The sequence below is a fragment of the Sebaldella sp. S0638 genome (assembly GCF_024158605.1).
GTDB lineage: Bacteria > Fusobacteriota > Fusobacteriia > Fusobacteriales > Leptotrichiaceae > Sebaldella.
In genome coordinates, this window is record NZ_JAMZGM010000003.1 from 84,673 (window position 1) to 102,011 (window position 17,339).

General features: G+C 35.0%; 14 protein-coding genes. 1 reads left to right on the forward strand and 13 read right to left on the reverse strand.

What is annotated here, in order from left to right; translation table 11 throughout:
* Nucleotides 1-11 precede the first annotated feature (11 nt).
* The 10 genes from NK213_RS01955 to NK213_RS02000 all read right to left on the reverse strand — a co-directional run bounded on the left by NK213_RS01955 (nt 12) and on the right by NK213_RS02000 (nt 12,058).
* Nucleotides 12-1,040: a zinc-dependent dehydrogenase gene (locus NK213_RS01955; RefSeq protein WP_253346262.1), complete on the reverse strand. Its 1,029-nt coding sequence runs from the start codon at nt 1,038-1,040 to the stop codon at nt 12-14.
* Between the two features lie 39 nt (nt 1,041-1,079).
* A complete protein-coding gene (locus NK213_RS01960; RefSeq protein ID WP_253346263.1) occupies nt 1,080-2,582 on the reverse strand; it encodes an L-fuculokinase in 1,503 nt (500 codons plus the stop codon).
* A gap of 17 nt (nt 2,583-2,599) precedes the next feature.
* Entirely contained in the window at nt 2,600-3,946 is a 1,347-nt protein-coding gene (locus NK213_RS01965) for a PTS galactitol transporter subunit IIC (protein WP_253346264.1), read from the reverse strand.
* Nucleotides 3,939-4,235, reverse strand: coding sequence for a PTS sugar transporter subunit IIB (locus NK213_RS01970; RefSeq protein WP_253346265.1), 297 nt, complete (start codon nt 4,233-4,235; stop codon nt 3,939-3,941). Before NK213_RS01970 ends, NK213_RS01965 begins: the two co-directional genes overlap by 8 nt.
* A gap of 132 nt (nt 4,236-4,367) precedes the next feature.
* Nucleotides 4,368-4,832 carry a PTS sugar transporter subunit IIA gene (locus tag NK213_RS01975; protein WP_253346266.1) on the reverse strand — a complete coding sequence of 155 codons (465 nt, stop codon included), beginning with the start codon at nt 4,830-4,832 and terminating at the stop codon, nt 4,368-4,370.
* 18 nt (nt 4,833-4,850) lie between these two features.
* Nucleotides 4,851-6,983, reverse strand: a complete 2,133-nt coding sequence (locus tag NK213_RS01980) for a transcription antiterminator (protein WP_253346267.1) — start codon at nt 6,981-6,983, stop codon at nt 4,851-4,853.
* A 202-nt stretch (nt 6,984-7,185) separates the two neighbouring features.
* On the reverse strand, nt 7,186-8,586 hold the full coding sequence (locus NK213_RS01985; protein ID WP_253346268.1) for a DUF2252 domain-containing protein: 1,401 nt from the start codon (nt 8,584-8,586) through the stop codon (nt 7,186-7,188).
* Nucleotides 8,587-8,722: 136 nt separating this feature from the next.
* On the reverse strand, nt 8,723-10,192 hold the full coding sequence (abc-f, locus tag NK213_RS01990) for a ribosomal protection-like ABC-F family protein (protein ID WP_253346269.1): 1,470 nt from the start codon (nt 10,190-10,192) through the stop codon (nt 8,723-8,725).
* 302 nt (nt 10,193-10,494) lie between these two features.
* Nucleotides 10,495-10,833: a hypothetical protein gene (locus NK213_RS01995; RefSeq protein ID WP_253346270.1), complete on the reverse strand. Its 339-nt coding sequence runs from the start codon at nt 10,831-10,833 to the stop codon at nt 10,495-10,497.
* Nucleotide 10,834: 1 nt separating this feature from the next.
* The gene (locus tag NK213_RS02000; RefSeq protein ID WP_253346271.1) at nt 10,835-12,058 is read right to left on the reverse strand and encodes a DUF1576 domain-containing protein; all 1,224 of its coding nucleotides are present in this window, start codon (nt 12,056-12,058) and stop codon (nt 10,835-10,837) included.
* Between the two features lie 439 nt (nt 12,059-12,497).
* Here NK213_RS02000 and NK213_RS02005 point away from each other — a divergent pair, with 439 nt between their 5' ends.
* Complete coding sequence (locus tag NK213_RS02005; protein ID WP_253346272.1) at nt 12,498-13,256, forward strand: formate/nitrite transporter family protein; 759 nt, start codon at nt 12,498-12,500, stop codon at nt 13,254-13,256.
* Nucleotides 13,257-13,372: 116 nt separating this feature from the next.
* Here NK213_RS02005 and NK213_RS02010 read toward each other — a convergent pair whose 3' ends face one another.
* The 3 genes from NK213_RS02010 to NK213_RS02020 form a co-directional block, all read right to left on the reverse strand.
* On the reverse strand, nt 13,373-14,146 hold the full coding sequence (locus NK213_RS02010; protein WP_253346273.1) for a MipA/OmpV family protein: 774 nt from the start codon (nt 14,144-14,146) through the stop codon (nt 13,373-13,375).
* 84 nt (nt 14,147-14,230) lie between these two features.
* On the reverse strand, nt 14,231-14,989 hold the full coding sequence (locus tag NK213_RS02015; RefSeq protein ID WP_253346274.1) for an ATP-binding cassette domain-containing protein: 759 nt from the start codon (nt 14,987-14,989) through the stop codon (nt 14,231-14,233).
* 20 nt (nt 14,990-15,009) lie between these two features.
* Complete coding sequence (locus NK213_RS02020; protein WP_253346275.1) at nt 15,010-17,331, reverse strand: FtsX-like permease family protein; 2,322 nt, start codon at nt 17,329-17,331, stop codon at nt 15,010-15,012.
* Nucleotides 17,332-17,339: the final 8 nt, after the last annotated feature.

Below are 17,339 nucleotides of genomic sequence, written 5' to 3' on the forward strand. Positions count from 1 at the left end.
TTTCCTCCTTCTTATGCTGTAATTATTATTTTCAGACTTTCATTTTTGGGATCTGCTGCCAGTTCCACCGCTTCTTTCAGTTTTTCCAGCGGGAAAGTATGCGTAATCATATCTTTTATATTTATTTTCTTTTTTTCTATAATATCCATAGCTTCCGGAAAGTCATAAGGAGTTACTGAATATGTCCCTATTATCGAAATTTCATCTCTAAAAAATCTTCCTGCATCTATTTCCACCATATTATCTTTGTCAAAAGGCGAGAAAACTATTATTTTTCCTCCTCTTCTCAAAAGACCCACAGCTTCGGCAAGCAGTGAAGAATTCCCGGCTGCTATTATAATTATATCCAGACCATTACCGTTTGTTATTTCATTTACCTTTTCGCCGAGATTTTCATTCAGAACATTAATTGTATAATCTACACCCAGCTCCTTGGCTTTTTTTAGTTTAAATTCAGAAATATCTGTTATTATTACCTTTTCTGCTCCTTTTAAGCTGGCAAGCTGACCGTGTATTGTTCCTATCTGTCCTGCCCCCATTATCATAACACTGTCTCCTGTCTGTATGTCTGCTGCTTTCAGCCCGTGAATACAGCATGCCACAGGCTCTGCCAGCGTGGCTTCCTCCACAGATACTCCTTCGGGTACTATGTGTACAAGATGCTTCACATGTTCTTTCGGAATTCTGATATATTCTGCAAATCCCCCAGGCTCTATATTTGTCTTTTTGAACTGTTCACACAGTGTGTACTGCCCTTTATTGCAATAATGACATGTAAAACACGGCACATGTATTGCTGTTATTATTCTGTCTCCAATGTTAAATTTTTCTGTATTCTCACCTTTTTTTACTATCTTCCCTACTGCTTCATGCCCGAGTACCACAGGCCCCTTTACTGTTCCATCCAGTGCCTTATGAATATCTGTCCCGCAAAGACCGCAGGCTTCCATTTTCATTAGTATTTCCCCGTCTCCTATTTCAGGAACCTCTGTTTCCTCATACCTGATATCCCCTTTTCCGTAATATACACTTGCCTTCATTCTTCCTCCGTTCCGGTAATATTTCTATACAAAACATTATTAAACTTTATCTTCAATATCTGCTTTAAAATCATAGAATGGTTTATAAAGCGTTGTAAAAATTTTATTGTAATATTCAGATGCTTTTTTATCAGGTGTCACTTTTCTTATTTCTCCGCTTTTTTCTGCGATCTTGAAATCCTTAATATAACCGTTTTTATATGCTCCCAGTATTGCTGCACCTTTGCTCACAGCCTCGTCTATTTCATATACCGCTATATCTCTCCCAAGTATATCTGCCTTTAATTTCAGCCATAACTTATTTTTACATGCCGCTCCAATGACCTTTATTTCTGCGAATTTATGTTCTGTGAGTTCTTCTATGGAGTTCAGCAGATTTTTCAGTTCAAAGCACAGCCCCTGAAATATAATAAGCAGAAGTTCTTCCTTTGTTGTTCTTTCTGTAATCCCGTAAAACAATGCTTTTGACTCTATACTTCTTCTCGGCGGCCCGCTTCCTCTTAAATGCGGTATAAAAATCCCGTCTGCTTTCGGCTCATACTCTTTCTGCATTATCTTTTCATAAAGTTTCTCTGTAATCCTGTTGAATTCCTCATCAGAAACATCAAATTTTTCCTTATACCACTCCACAGAATACCCAGCTGACGGAAGTGACGAATATATAGTATAGAAGTCCTTTAATACATGAATCCCGTTTGAAAAATTAAATTTAAAGAAGTCATCATTAAGCCCCGGCTCCTTCTTCAAAAACAGCAGCCCTTCTGTTGTTCCTGTAGAATTTAATATGCCGCCCTCATCATACAGCCCTGCTGCCACAGAACCGCACATATGGTCATGACCTGCTGTAGAAACTGTTGTTGTCTCACTCATACCTGCTGCCTGTGCTGTTTCTCTGCTTACCGTTCCTGTTATTTCACCTGATTCTGCCGGTTCAGAAAATAATCCTCTTTCCAGCTGTACATCTTTTAGTATATCTTCTGACCATTTTTTATTTTTTATATCCAGAGCCATTGTACGTGATGCCAGTGAAAATTCTGCTTTTCTTATCCCTGTGAATTTATATGCGATATACTCAGCCATACAAAGCCATTTTCCATTTTCAGGATACTCTTTTATGTTTTCCTTCAGCCATAATATTTTATTCAGGCTGTAATTACTGTGTGCAGGAAGTCCTGTTATATTATATATTTTCTGTCTGCCTGTTTTCTTTATCACAGCTTCTGAAATCTCTTTTGTCCTTGTATCATACCATGTCATTACAGGCCCTTTTATATTTCCCTCTGCATCTGTCAAAACGCCTGCTTCTCCCACACTTGCCACTGATATATGCTTTATTTCAGCCGGATCTCCCGCAGCTTTCACAGTTTCCCGCATACCTGTCATTATTCCGTCCCATAGTTTTTCCACATCAAAGTCGCTGGTGTCTCCGAAATTTATTTTAGGTGTAACAAAGGAATATTTTGATACCAGTGTAAAATCAGGCAATGTAAACAGACATATTTTGCAATTTGTGGTTCCTGCATCTATTCCTATAAAATACATTTTTTTCTCCTTGCTTTTTACTCTGCTTTCATCTCTTTCTTTGTAGATTTATATAAAAATGCAATGATAATAAGTATTACAGGTATCAGTATCAAAGCTATAAAATTACCTTCGAAAATTTTTACCATCCAGAATCTGAAAGGATTTCCCCCGTCCAAAAGGCTTGATATCTCACTTGATGTTCCTATAGGAAAATCTATACTCTTTGCTATTCTTGTAATAACAGGTGCTATTGCTGAAGCCACATACAGATTTCCTATTAAAATCGGTATTCCTATAATAAATGATCTTATTACGTTTCCTTTACATGCCAGTACTACCATTGATATAGGCACCCATAAATTGGCAAGATCGCCCAGCGGAAGAAGTCTGTTTCCCGGAAGTATAACTGCAAGAAGGATTCCCATTGGTATTAACATAAGTGCTGTTGCTATTACTGACGGATGCCCCACTGCTACTGCTATATCCAGACCAATATACAAGTCATCCCTGTCAGGATATCTCTTTCTCAGAAAATCTCTTATAGCATCTGACAAAGGAAGCAGACCTTCCATCAGCAGTTTTACCATTCTCGGCATAATAAGCATTACCGCTCCGAGATTTATACCTAAATTCAGAATACCTTTCAGGTCATATTTTGCCAATATTCCTATAACTACCCCAAGAATCAGTCCTATCATCATCGGTTCGCCGAAAACACCAAATCTTTTCTGGATAGTTTCAGGATCGGCATTTAGTTTATTCAGCCCCGGAATCTTGTCTATTATTGCATTCCCCAGCAGTCCCACAGGGAAAAATATAGCTGATGACAGTGTCGGCAGTGATATTCCCGGCAGATCAAAATATTTCTGAACCATTGGCGCACACCAGTCTGCCAGTAAGAATGTTATTACAGCTGTCAGTCCTGCTGCAAAAAGCCCTAAAAAGAAATTCCCCGTGCTGCTGTATACCAATGCTCCTACAAAGGCAAAATGCCAGTAATTCCATAAATCTATATCTACTGTTTTTGTCCAGTTAAAAGTAAGCATTACTATGTTTATAATAATTGTAAGCGGCACTACAAACGGTGCTATTCTTGATGCCCATGCTATAGCTGCCAGCGGTGTCCATCCCAGATCCACTACAGGAAGATTTATTCCTGTTTCTTTTACCATATCCAGTGCTGCCGGTCCCAGACTGTCTACCAAAAGCCCGAATACAAGGAATATTCCCACGAATCCCATTCCTATTGTCATGGCAGCCCTCAATGCCCTGCTTAATTTTACTCCCAGACATGATGCCATTATAAATATAACTATAGGCAGCATTACTGTCGGTCCCATGCCGAGAATATACTGAACTACTCTTAATAATGTCTCAGCCATTATTTTCTCCTCCTTTTAAAATCTCTACTATTTTCTTTAAAAGAGCCTCTTCTCCTATTCCCGTAATCAACGGCAGTCCGTTTATTATAGGTGTTTTCAGATTATATTTTACCCCTGAGGTAACTACGATCAGATCTGCCATTCCGTCCTGTGATGGTATTGTCCCGACGTTAGACTGCATAGGGTCTACTTCTATTCCCTCTTTTTTACAATATTGAAGCACTTTTTCCGTAGCAACTGTAGACGTTGCTATTCCGCTTGTACAAGCGAAAATAATTCTTTTTTTCATGATTTCCTCCTAAATTTAATATAAAAAATATTTTTAAACTGAAATAATAACTCCTTTCCCTGTAGTAATTTCAGCTTTAGTGTATTGACCATATCCGAATAACCAAAACTGTTATAAATCTATGTAAAGTTCCTATTTCAATACTTCCTTCAAAATTTTTATTACCTCATCTTTATCAGAACTTTCCACTATCTGTTCCAGCTTGTCATTTTCCTGAAAAAGTTCTATTAGTTTTACAAGAAAGCTTATATGAGTATTATGTTCTTTTATTAATAAACCGAATATTATTTTCACATTTAGCTTTTCTCCGTTATTTTCCGCATTATTAAACTCAATTCCTTTTTTACTGGTAATCACAAACAGATTTTCCTTTAATACATATTTGGAATCTATGTGGGGAATAGCTACATTTATTTCCTCCAGCTTCATTCCCGTGGGAAAAGTGTTCTCTCTTTCCAATACTTTCGGGAGGTACTCTTCTGTTACACACTTATCTTCAAGAAGAATTTCATTTATAAAATGAAAAGCCTCTTCTTTACTCCCAAAATCTCTGTGCAAAAAAACATACTTTTTGTCTAAATTATCAACTATTGCCATCTGTATAATCCTTTCCTGTTATTTATATTTTAAAATTTCAAAATTTTTATCCTTTATCTTTTCAAATTTTGCTGTCATCAAATCATATAATTTTCTCTCATCTGTGATCTTTTCGATATCATCCAGAAATTTCGTTTCATCTATAATTTTTTTCAGCTGCAAAAATGCATTTATATGTTCTTTTTTATCAAGTGTCGCCAACATTACTATGTTTTTTATTTTTATGTTTTCCGGAAATTCAATTTCTTTTTTTAATTTCAAAAAACTCATTCCTGTCTTAAAAACATTTTTCTTAATACTTCCGTGAGGCAGTATTATATTTTTTCCTATTAACATATACATGCCTTTTTCATAGATTATTTCTACGCATTCTTCTATATAGCTCTCTTTTATATAGCCGTTCTCAAGTAATATCTTACCTGACTCCCTTATTCCTTCCTGCCAGTTTTTTACTTCCCCGGTAATTTTCATATTTTCTGCTGGCAGTATCTCCGGAAGTGTTTTTATATATTCTTTTTCCTCCTCTCTGTTTACATTTAAATACAATTCCAGTTCCTTTTCCATAGCATTCCGGTTTTCTATTCTTCCGTATTTTTCTATTATTTCCATTACTTTTCCCATACTTACGCTTTCATATGTTTTTTCTTTCAGATACTTTTTTATCTTCTTTTCGTCGTCGCTGTCCAGTATGGGACTCACTTTAATTACCGGAATTTCAGAATGTTTCAGATTTATATCAATTGTAGATATAATAATATCGGTATCTTTCAGGTCATAATCAAGAAAATTATTATATGGAATTACATCTGTTATATTCAGGAGATATCTTTCTTTAAGATTTTCCACAAGAAGTCTTGATGTTCCATAGCCGAAATTACATACTATAAGAATATTATTTATATGTCTGGCAAGCTTTTTCTTTTTTCTGTCCACCGCCAGCTTAAAATATATTGTTAAATACACCAGTTCCTCTATTTCCATGCTTTTTCCGAGATAATCCTCCAGAGGTTTTACTGATTCCCTCACTATGTTAAGCAGTACCGAGTATCTTTCCGTAACTTCATTCAAATCAAGCTTTTTCAGTCTTATATTATTTTTTATTCTGTATATTGTAGGTCTTATATGGTTAATCAGTCCTTCCTCAAGCAGATTATCATTAACAATTGAGATATCCAGCTTTTCATCTACATTCTTTATAATTTCCCTGATAAGGGTTTCTATCTGTATCCAGTTCTCATAAAATGAGTAATCAAAGTTATATGAGTGTGTTCCCAAAAGATATTCCACAAATTTCAGTATTTCAAACTCATTGCTGCTAAATCTGTTATATTGATACTTCCAATCCTGAATAAGTTTATTTAATACTTTATACTCATTTGTTGCCCTAAGAAAATTTTCATTTGAAATATGTTCTTCCAAAAGTCTGTCCTCTGTATTTCTGCTGTGAATAATCATCAGATATATAATCAGTACCTCGAATCCCTCATCTGAAATCATCTTTTTCATTTTTTCTTCGATTTTTTTCAAAAAATTAAAATATAATTTTATATCTTCTGTTTTCAGCTGTTTCACAAGAACATTTACCGTTCTTGCCACAGGCTCTGTCTGTTCTCTTATTTCGATACTGTCAAAGTTTTTTATGTAGAAATACTTTAATATATATTCCAAAAGCAGTTTTCGTATATTATTTTCATTTCCTACGAGTATAAGGCCTTTTTTAGGTTTTGAAATAAATGAAAATCCCAGTTTGTGAAGCTCCTCCCGTACTTCCTTCATATCATTTTTCAATGTGCTTTTTCCCACATTCAGAATTTTTTCAAGTGTTCCGAATTTGAAACCCTCTTCTGATATAAGAGAAAAAAAGTAAATTATTTCCATTCTTTCATATTTATTAAAGTTATAATTTCCCAAATCGAATTCTTCAAGAAACTTTCTCAGGTTTTCATTTTTCCTGCTTAATACTGCCATATTCTTTTCTATCTTCAATTCTGCCTTCATATTACTTTTATGAAATACATAATTCAGATTTTCAAGTCTGGTTCTTATTGCTCTTTCTGTGACATTAATATCATCTTCCAGTTTTTTTACAGAAACAGAATTTTCATTCAGAAAAAATTCCAATATGCCGATATCTTTTTTATCTATTAACATACTCATCTTCCTTTCGCTATAACTATACCTTAAAAATTAAATAAAAAAAGAGATAAATATCTTCGTAGTTTTTTGAAGTAATCTATCTCTTAATTTTTTTCTAAATTTTCTGTTTTTATTTATATGTATTTCTACTATAAATATTCTCCTATGTTTCGCTCTCTTAGTCCATAAATAAAGTTCTCATACTTCCCGTTTCCTCTCATTCAAAAACACCGTTTTCCATGGCATCCAAAAGCTGCCTGTGATCTTTCTGTGTCTGATCGGCATACTTTCCAGCAAACTCTGCCACCGCTTCGGCGAATGTATCTGACTTCCCGAGATAATCAGATATGGCGAAACGGTTTCCTGTGTTAGCATGTGCATAAGCAAGAGCTTTCCCGCACGCCTGACCGTAAAGATCGAAACCTTCTTCTCTTATCTCCTCCATTGGTATAGACCCTTTCATATTCCAAAGCTGCCTGACATAAAAATCATTCTCATTAAGCTTCCCCCAGCCGAGAAAAATATCACTGCCGGCCTGTATTGCTCTCTGTCCTGCCACTACACGATGCCCTCCGTTAACATAGGCATCAGTTTTCAGATAAGGCTCAAATACTGATTTTGAGGCACCTTTTACCTGCATAATCAAAGGATCATTATCGTCTTTTCCGAGAAGCAGCACTGCATAACAAGGTGTTCCCACACTTCCCACACCTACTACTTTTCTAACTATATCTACTACTCTGAACCTGTTTAGTATGAGTCTTTTCTCGCTTGAAATAGTCTCACGGTAACTCTTCATACCGTTATGCACAAATCTCAATTCCTCATCACTAAAAACATGTTCTATTATAGGCGGATTTTCTATAAATTTTCTCTCACCGTCTATTATATGTGTGAATTTTTCCATTGCTTTCTGGCTTGTACGGCTTCGTGCCTTGGCATTTATTGCATCAACTCTTTTTTTTATCTTATCTTTTTTTATATCAATTTCCGAAATTTTTATTTTTGTGTACCACAGGTCAAGAGTATTCATCCCAGTAGCTTCTTTCATTGTTTCTTTATATGACTGTACTGCATTAAAAGCATACTTCATACACTCTTTTCTTCCGAATCCCACAGATTCGCCGCCCAGTATTATACTCGCAGCAAGCCGTTTCAAATCCCATTCCCACGGTCCTCTTATAGTTTCGTCAAAATCATTTATATCAAAGAGCAGTGTTCCTTCTGGAGATCCGAATATACCAAAATTTCCTATATGTGCATCTCCGCAGATTTGTACGTGTATTCCTGTAACAGAAGTTTTTGATAAATCATGTGCCATTACCGCTGCTGCTCCCCGAAAATATGTAAACGGCGACACAGACATACGTTCATATCTTATCGGCACTAATTCCTCAATTCTTGTCTTATCCTGTGACCTTAGTATAGAGAGCGGGTCTCTTTCCTCAGAAATTCCCCATTCTGCATGACTGCTTCTGGGAACCCTGCCCCTTATCTCTTTCCAGTTTTCTCCGTTACCATTGTTTTGCATGTTCCTCACCCTTTCATTATCCATATTTAAAGCAAGTGTTACCAAAACTATATAACAGCCGTGCTGTCTGTAATGAGAATATAACATAATATTTCTCTAATTGCAAAAAAGATTTTTACTATTTTACCAGACTTATTTAATAAAAAAACTGTTTTATTTTCTGCTCTGCCGTATTCAAAAAGAGAGCATGTGCAATACCTGCTGTATCACTGCTCTCTTGTTATTAAAGATTTATTATTTTAGTTGCTGTTTTCCTGTTAAAAGCACTGTCATGTTCCACATAGATTAGTGTAGGATTATAATTTAGTATTAATTCCTCTATCTGAATACGTGAAATTACATCAATAAAATTCAAAGGTTCATCCCATATATATAAATGTGCCGATTCAGATAAACTTCCTGCAAGCAGAACTTTTTTCTTCTGTCCCTCACTGTATTCATCCAGTTTTTTATCAAACTGTCCTCTGTCAAAGTCCAGTTTTCTCAGTATTGATTTGAAAAGAGTTTCATCTATCCCTCTGTCCTCTGCGAATGACCTTAAAGTTCCTGAAAGAAAAGAAGCATCCTGCGGCACATATGAAATAATCAGACCGCTGCCCGTTTTAACCAGACCCGAATGCGGGATGTCCTCTCCTGCGAGAAGCTTTATCAGGCTTGACTTACCTGATCCGTTCTTTCCTTTTACCGCCACTCTGTCCCCGTTCATAACAGAAAATTCCAGCCCTTCAAATAATACCTTATCCCCGTAGAATATAGATAAGTCACTTATATCCGCCAGAGAACCTTTAGGATATACCAAAGAATGAAGTTTTAGATTTTCGGCAGTTTCTATATTTTTCAACAGACCGGATTTCTCCTCTATTGCTTTATTCTGCCTTGCCTCTATATTTTTTGATTTTTTCATCATTTTCGCTGATTTATGACCCAAAAAACCTCTGTCTACTCCCTCTCTGGTTCCGAATTTTGAATCTTCTGTTTTTTCAGACCATGCGGAAGTCCTTTTAGCCGCCTGTTTCAGTCTGCCTATATCTTTTTTCAGCCTTTCATTTTCTGCTGTTTCCAGATTGTCCTCCCTTTCTTTTTTCAAATTCCAGTCAGAAAAATTCCCTTTCATTATATCTATATTTGTTTTATTCACTGACAACACATGATCTATGATCTTATCCAGAAAGTCTCTGTCATGTGAAACAAGTATAAATCCCTTTTTTGTTTTCAGATATTCCGCTATTATTTCCTTTCCCTCCTCGTCAAGATGGTTCGTAGGCTCGTCAAGGAGAAGAAAATTCTGCTCTTTTAAGAGCAATGCAGCAAGCAGAACCTTGGTCTGCTCTCCGTTACTCAAAGTCTCAAACGGTCTGTACAAGACATCCTGATCTACATCAAGCCATGAAAATTCTCTGTTCAGCTCCCATAATTCATAGCTGCTGTTTACAGAATCTATAATATCTATTGTATCGCGTGACTTATCCTCTACCTCAAAAGGAAAATAATCAAATGTCACTGATGACGAAATCTTCCCTCTGTATTCATATTTTCCCAAAAGAAGATTCAGAAATGTAGTTTTCCCTCTTCCGTTTCTTCCTATAAAGCCTAATTTCCAATCTGTATCTATCTGAAAAGACACATCCTCAAAAATATTTTCATAGCTGGTTTCATAGCTGAATGTTAAATTATTTATATCTATTAACGACATAAAATCACCTCCGGTTAATAAAAAAAGAGCTGCAGGAAAGCCCGCAACCCGAAACGAAATAAAATGGTCTCTAAAACCAGATATTTCATATATATTCATCGAGAGTAATAACTTTCCTGCCGGGAAAAGCAAAACAAAACAACTTTGCGCTGTCTGTCATACACTATTCCCAAATTATTAATTAGCAAGATTATTATTCACTCTCTCATCTCCATTCTCATTTATTTAAATTATTATAACTTTTTATGTGATAAAAGTCAAATTCTTTGTCCCTGATATTAAACACCCTGTCCGGATACTTTTTAATGATATCTTGTCAGCTCTATCATAACAAAGTCCTCCTCGATTCTCTCCATGCGGAATTCATCTACACACATTCCCACGAGATTCAGCTCTGCCGAAACTTCACTTTCTCCCATAAGAATCCAGCCGTATTCCTCCATTGCCCTGTCTCTTTTCTGTGAAAAACATTCTTTTATCAGCTCGAATTCCTTGTCAGTAAGTTTACCAAGGAAAATAGTTATAATTGTTTTTTCCTGTGAGTAATTCAGATCCATTTTTAACTGATAATACTTCTTTTTCAGAAAAAAAGTCACAAGTTCATCTATAATTTTACCGTTTTTCTTTATTTCATTAATCATTTCAAACCTTTCTTCTAAAGAGACTATCCATTATGCTGTGTATTATTCCTGCTACAAAACCGCCTGCAAATCCGTTATTATAGAGATTCGCACCGCCCTGCCAGTCTGCTGTATACTGAACCAGACAAAAGTGCATGACTCCGGCTATTATACCAATGAAAAAACCATATTCTCCTGCCAGAGGAGCCAGTCCTGTAACAAAAATAATAGTCAGAATAACTGTTGGTGTAATGGTGGCATTAGTTGCCGTTATTATAAGAAGACACCCTATTATTACCGGTGTTATATTTTTGGGATTTTTCCCGAAAGCTGCAAAACCTATTACGCTTATTATTGATCCTACTGTTGCTCCATTTAGTGTAAGTCCTGTACTCAAAGCTACCATTGTAAGCAGAAAGCCCACAATCCCCATATTGATAAGTGTCATTTCCTCCCCGAAAAGACCGTAATAATCTGTAATTGCCCTTCCGCTCATAGACATCATCCGCTTATATTTATGCCAGCAAAAACCTCCCTTTATGAGTCCGAAGAGCAGAAAATAGCCGGATATTGAAAGCAGTATCATAAGAAGTATCTGATGAACATACTGTGACTGATTAACATCTACCACTACATCGAGTTTATATCCCAGTGTCCTGAATATTCCCGTAAAAAGCATGGCGAATATTCCGCCGGTAAAGCCTATATTATAGAGGACATAACCATTATGAAACCTTATTATATGACTCGCAAGGGGAACCAGTATAAAACCGTAAAAAGTCTTTATACTTATACCCAGAATAATCCAGAATATATTCAGTTCTATAGTATTGGTAGCTATAGGTGCCAGCCCGGCTCCAAACATTGCTATTACAAAATACTGTCTGAATGGTTTGTTATTAAATCTTGAATATAAATAAACTCCTGCGTACACAGGCAGAATATTATATATATTCTTACCAAAAAACGAAAATCCCATTGTTGTTAGTAAACCAGCCATAACAAACCCGTTTAGTTCAATTTTATTTATCCTTTGCACTAACAAAGTAAAAGCCATGACAAAAAATACATTCAGCAGTGTAGGCCCTATACCGCTTACTGATGTATAATCAGTAATAAGTGTGTCCCTTGAGATAATCAGTCTCATCAATCCCGCCCCTAATTCCTGAATAGGCGTCGTTACAAATATTATTACCAGAAAAAATAATAAAATCAAATCAATATGTTCTATCCTCTTAACTATCATAAACCTCCCGTTTTTACTTTTATAAGATTATTTTTTAGATTTGTATGTCGATATGCGTAAAACATTATACTATATCAGAAAAAGATTAGTCAATTTTTTTAATGAATTTTTTTTCATTTTTGATAAAAAATTTTATTTAACAGCTGCACTGTTATTCGTATAAAATCATTTTAAAATATGACTTACTGCATTTCCTCTTCTTTCATTTATATATTTTTTTTCCTGATGATTACTTTTGATAAAATGAATAGCATAATGAATATACAGAAACACTCTGAATGAATATTGCAGCTTCTAAAATTCTTTTTCTTTTGTAATTTTATTAAAACACTTAATATTATGATTATTTTAGAATTAAATTATGTAGAATGTTTCATTTGTTACAAAATATTTTTTTCACATATGATAGAATAGTGAGGATACAGAGAAAGGAGAACAGATGTTTAGCGAAACTTTGGAAAAACTTGACGAATACGGCATTAAAAAAGTAAAATACTTAAAACAGAGTAAGACAAAATACTTTATTGCCTCTGTCCTTGCAGGATTTTATGTGGGACTTGGAATATTTCTTATTATGACAGTAGGAGGTGTTACAAGTCAGAGCGGATATCAGTACAAAGTATTTATGGGTCTTGGTTTCGGTATAGCACTAAGCCTTGTTATTATGGTTGGTTCAGAATTATTTACAGGTAATAATATGGCTATGTTTTCAGGTATGCTGAATAAAAAAATTACTGTAAAAGACGGAATTAATATCTGGATATTCAGTTACATAGGAAATTTGGCGGGTTCTATGCTTGTGGGACTTTTATTTTTTCTTTCAAATGCTGCAAACAAAGATGTCACAGCCTTCTTACTGAATATGGCAAAATCAAAGATGAACACACCTGCACCTGATTTATTTTTTAAAGGCGTATTGTGTAATATTCTTGTCTGCCTTGCGGTTCTTTCAGCTGTTAAGCTTAAAGAGGAAACAGCAAAACTTATTATGATATTCTGGTGTCTTTTTGCATTTATCACTACAGGATTTGAACACAGCGTAGCCAATATGAGTCTGTTTTCAGCCGCGTTATTATATCCGCATCCGCATGAAATATCATTAATAGGTTTCGGATATAATTTATTATGGGTGACTCTTGGAAATATGGTTGGAGGATGTGCTTTAGGCGGTGCTTATTACATAATGGGCAAAAAATAAGAAATATGGAAGATAAAGAGAATATTTTCAAATAGATTTCTTATTATTCAAACTAAAAAAATTAATTAATAAAATATATAAAAGGCTTGTTAAAACTAACAAGCCTTTTTGTTATATTAGAATCTGAAACTATAAGATGCTCCGGCACCTATTGTATAAATATCCCTGTCTCTTACCAGCGGACTGTCTGCTATGCTGTCACCGTATCTTGTATATCCTGCACTAAGAAATATATTTACATTTCTGTTTACTTTTACCATACCTCTTATTCCTGCCTCAAAATTAAATGAATCATCAGGTTTATAGCTTTTTCCGCTGTTTATTCCTTTGGCAGCCTCGCTGTCTTTTATTCCAAAGTAATAATCAGTGTAGTTTTCAGTCATATATTCCACAGCTGCATATGGAAGAACCGTAACTTTTTCACTAAGGAAAACAGGCTGGTTAATTTCTATCCTTGCAAGCATTCCGTCACTTTGTCCTGACACATCTCCTGATACATGGGCAATTATTCCTGTACGCAGCGGGCCAAAGTTATATTTCCCCCTTAATCCCAAATGAAAATCATCTTTTCTCTTATCCATATCTCTGAACTCATCCACCATATCTTTAGGTTTATATCCAGTATAAAGATTATATCTTCCGTAAGCTGTCAAAGTAAGATTTTCCATATCATAAAAGTGATATCCCAATTCTACCGGTGCTTCATAATAAAAGCTTTTATATCTCACTCCTGCCACAGGAAGCGGCAGAACTTCATTACTGTCTTTTTCTTTATATACACTGTTTCTGTAAAATACTCCCAGTCCCAGATCTACACTGTTTTCTCTTTCTTTTTCTGCAAATAATGCTGTTGATACCAATAAAGCTAATAATACTGATAATTTTTTCATAATTTTCCTCCTGATTTTGTTTTTATTTTTTGTACACATGCTATTAATTTTTTTATTTTTAACTGATTTTACTTTTTGGATGCTCTAAAAATCCAGTTTCATAAGCCATTCCGATAACTTTTCCTCTCTGCCCTTCAGTTCACCTTCATATTTACCGAGATAATACTCGCCTGTTATGCTTCCATCCTTCATAAAAAGCACTTTTTCACTTCTGGAAGCTACTTTTATATCATGGGTCACCAGTAAAACCGTTGTTCCCTCTTTATTTATTCTGCATATAATATCCATTATATCATTGGTATACTTAGAATTCAGAGCACCTGTGGGTTCATCGCCAAACAGAATATCCGGATTATTTATCAATGCCCTGCAAATACCCGCCCTTTGCAGCTGTCCGCCAGATACCTCAGTTATATCTTTTTCTCCTGTCTCGCTGATACCTGTTTTTTCCATTAATTCCTCGGCTTTTTTATTTATTTCCTTTCGGCTTTGAATTTTTGCCGCATATGCAGGAAGTGCAATATTATCAAAAATATTCAGATTTTTCAAAAAATTCACATGCTGAAATATAAATCCTATTCTTTCCAGACGTAATTTTGAAAATTCGTTTTCCGAATATCCGGATATATCATTCCCTTCAAAAACAAGTCTCCCTGACGTTACCCTGTCCATACCGCACATATTATACAGCAGAGTTGATTTTCCCGAACCTGACGGTCCCATTACTGATATAAATTCCCCTTTTTTTACTTTTATATTTATATTCTTCAAAACTTCCTGTTCTTTATTTTTATCAAATAGATATGTCTTTTTTATATCCTTGGTTTCAAGTATTATTTCCACTGCCCCTCCTGTTCTCTGAATTATTTCGTAATAAAGAATTTTTTCACCGAATCTGTTGCTGCCATTGTAGTTATTACCACAATTACAGTTAACAGTACCGGACATAATATATAACTCTTAACGGGATCTATTACAAATTTTATTTCTGCTGCTCCCAGAAAGGACCACATAAAACCTGTTATTTTTTGTCCTGCGGTATTAGCCGCGATACTCCCGAACAATATTCCCGGAATAATAACCCCTGTCATTCTTACTATATACTGTATTCTTATATTTCTTACAGATAAACCTATTTTTCTAAGTACGTAAATTTCAGATTTATCTTTGGAAAGAAGCATTTTTATAAATAAAGAGGTCATCAATATTACTATTCCCGCCGACGCCGCTGTTACAATAAGTGTAAAGGTCTCAAGGTGTTTTATAGTTTCTCCCATGGTCTGGTTCATGTATTCCTCAGGATACGTTATCTTTACATCAGTAAAAAGTTTCTTGTATTCTGCTATTTTCCTATTCGTCTCTACTCCGTTTCTCAGATTTATATTTATCACATACCGCTGTATTTGCCCGACGTTGTTATTTATTACGGCTTTTGCTGTTTTACCCCCGTTTGTAATATCCTGATATATTCCTGTAACAATCATCGGTTCGACTGATCCATTTATTTTCAAAATAATTTTATCTCCGGGATTTTTACCTGTTTCTCTGCTGTTCAAATATGAAAGTGCTATCTCTCCGTTTTTTAACGGTGCCTTTCCTTTTATATATTCCGCCTGAAATTTTGTAAAATCGCCTGTTTCAATATCAATATCCTCATAGTTTCCTTCATTATCCATTATTTGGACTCTTTCTGCTGCTACAGGTGAAATGTCCGCTATATCACGGTCATTTTCTGCATACGACATGATCTTTTCATAGTCGCTTTCCATATTTTCTCCCTGCTGTATGTCTATCCTTATATCACTTTCTGCCGCCCCGGTGTAAACTATAAAAGAAGGTGACTTTATTGTATTCAGAAAATTTACAGGAACAATTACCAGAAAAGAACTGATAAAAAAAATCAGAAATAATATTCTGTAGAGCTTAAACCTTACTAAAATATCTTTTATCCCAAGAAAAATATCTGTGCTGAATACTCTGAAATTTTTTAATTTTATCCCCCAATTTTTCCGCTTATCTTTTACCCCTGTTCTTAATGCTTCCACAGCGCTTATTTTTCTGAATTTCCTCAAAATTAACATACAAAACAGCATTATTATTAAAAATACTGTCAATGATACAAAAGCTGCCAAAATATACTCTGTTACATTTGACGGTGTTTTCCCCATATAAAGATTTATATGCGATATCAGAAAATCTTTTACGGTCAATGACAGAAAATAACCTAAAACACATCCTAAAGCTGTTATTACTCCATACTTAGCAGTGTATATTTTCTTTATATCTTTATTTTGCATACCTATTGCTTTCATTGTGCCTATTTCACAGTAATCCTCTTCCAGAGAGGCCAAAACAGTAAAACTCAGACACAGGAGTGCTACTATATTTATTATTACACTCACTGACATAACTGCTGCTATTATTATTCCGTCTGTTATGGCATTCAGAAGTATAAACAGATTATAATCAACAACAGGGCCGTTTAATCCAAAGCCTGCTTCGCTGTATTCCGCCGCAAAATTTCTGAGATTCTTTATATCATTTATTTGGAACTCAATTGATTCTTCTCTTTTCCCTGCCCTGTTTTTTATATTCTTAAAATCTTCTTCATTTATTACAAAACGTTTTGAGTGTATAATTGCAGAATTCATCTGTGCATCTCTTATAAAATCGGAAATTATCAGTTCGGTACTAAAATCCCCGTCTTGAATTCTTATTTTATCCCCTTTTTTCAGTTTTTCCTTTTGCATATAGTAAACAGGAACTGCGATTTTTCCTCTTTCTACACTTACAGGATTGTTATCCAGATTCAGCAGAAAATCAAACTTCTCATTTTGCCTTATCAGACTGATATCCATAATATCATTTTGCCCTTTTTCTTCCTTGCTGTTAAACATTATATTCCGGTTTCCCATACTTAGCATTTCCACTATTTGTGCTTCTTTTACATAATTACTGCCTGAAATAAATTTTTCGACAGCAGCTCTGTTTATCTCGCCGGTATGCATCTGGATAAAATGCGGCACTTCTGCCTTTTCCAAGAGATACTTTACTGACCTTGTAAGTTCTGCTGCCATGCAGCTCCCCGCTGAGGCAAACAATGACGAAAGAACTATAAACAGAAATAAAGTCAGTATTGTTGCCTTATTCCTCAGAAAATCCTTTTTTACCATTCTCAAAATCATTTTCTACA

What these genes read in the sequence shown, in the direction of transcription:
- NK213_RS01955 (WP_253346262.1), bottom strand. Translation starts at nt 1,040, where the DNA reads ATGAAGGCAAGTGTATATTACGGAAAAGGGGATATCAGGTATGAGGAA.
- NK213_RS01960 (WP_253346263.1), bottom strand. Translation starts at nt 2,582, where the DNA reads ATGTATTTTATAGGAATAGATGCAGGAACCACAAATTGCAAAATATGT.
- NK213_RS01965 (WP_253346264.1), bottom strand. Translation starts at nt 3,946, where the DNA reads ATGGCTGAGACATTATTAAGAGTAGTTCAGTATATTCTCGGCATGGGA.
- NK213_RS01970 (WP_253346265.1), bottom strand. Translation starts at nt 4,235, where the DNA reads ATGAAAAAAAGAATTATTTTCGCTTGTACAAGCGGAATAGCAACGTCT.
- NK213_RS01975 (WP_253346266.1), bottom strand. Translation starts at nt 4,832, where the DNA reads ATGGCAATAGTTGATAATTTAGACAAAAAGTATGTTTTTTTGCACAGA.
- NK213_RS01980 (WP_253346267.1), bottom strand. Translation starts at nt 6,983, where the DNA reads ATGTTAATAGATAAAAAAGATATCGGCATATTGGAATTTTTTCTGAAT.
- NK213_RS01985 (WP_253346268.1), bottom strand. Translation starts at nt 8,586, where the DNA reads ATGTTATATTCTCATTACAGACAGCACGGCTGTTATATAGTTTTGGTA.
- abc-f (WP_253346269.1), bottom strand. Translation starts at nt 10,192, where the DNA reads ATGTCGTTAATAGATATAAATAATTTAACATTCAGCTATGAAACCAGC.
- NK213_RS01995 (WP_253346270.1), bottom strand. Translation starts at nt 10,833, where the DNA reads ATGATTAATGAAATAAAGAAAAACGGTAAAATTATAGATGAACTTGTG.
- NK213_RS02000 (WP_253346271.1), bottom strand. Translation starts at nt 12,058, where the DNA reads ATGATAGTTAAGAGGATAGAACATATTGATTTGATTTTATTATTTTTT.
- NK213_RS02005 (WP_253346272.1), top strand. Translation starts at nt 12,498, where the DNA reads ATGTTTAGCGAAACTTTGGAAAAACTTGACGAATACGGCATTAAAAAA.
- NK213_RS02010 (WP_253346273.1), bottom strand. Translation starts at nt 14,146, where the DNA reads ATGAAAAAATTATCAGTATTATTAGCTTTATTGGTATCAACAGCATTA.
- NK213_RS02020 (WP_253346275.1), bottom strand. Translation starts at nt 17,331, where the DNA reads ATGATTTTGAGAATGGTAAAAAAGGATTTTCTGAGGAATAAGGCAACA.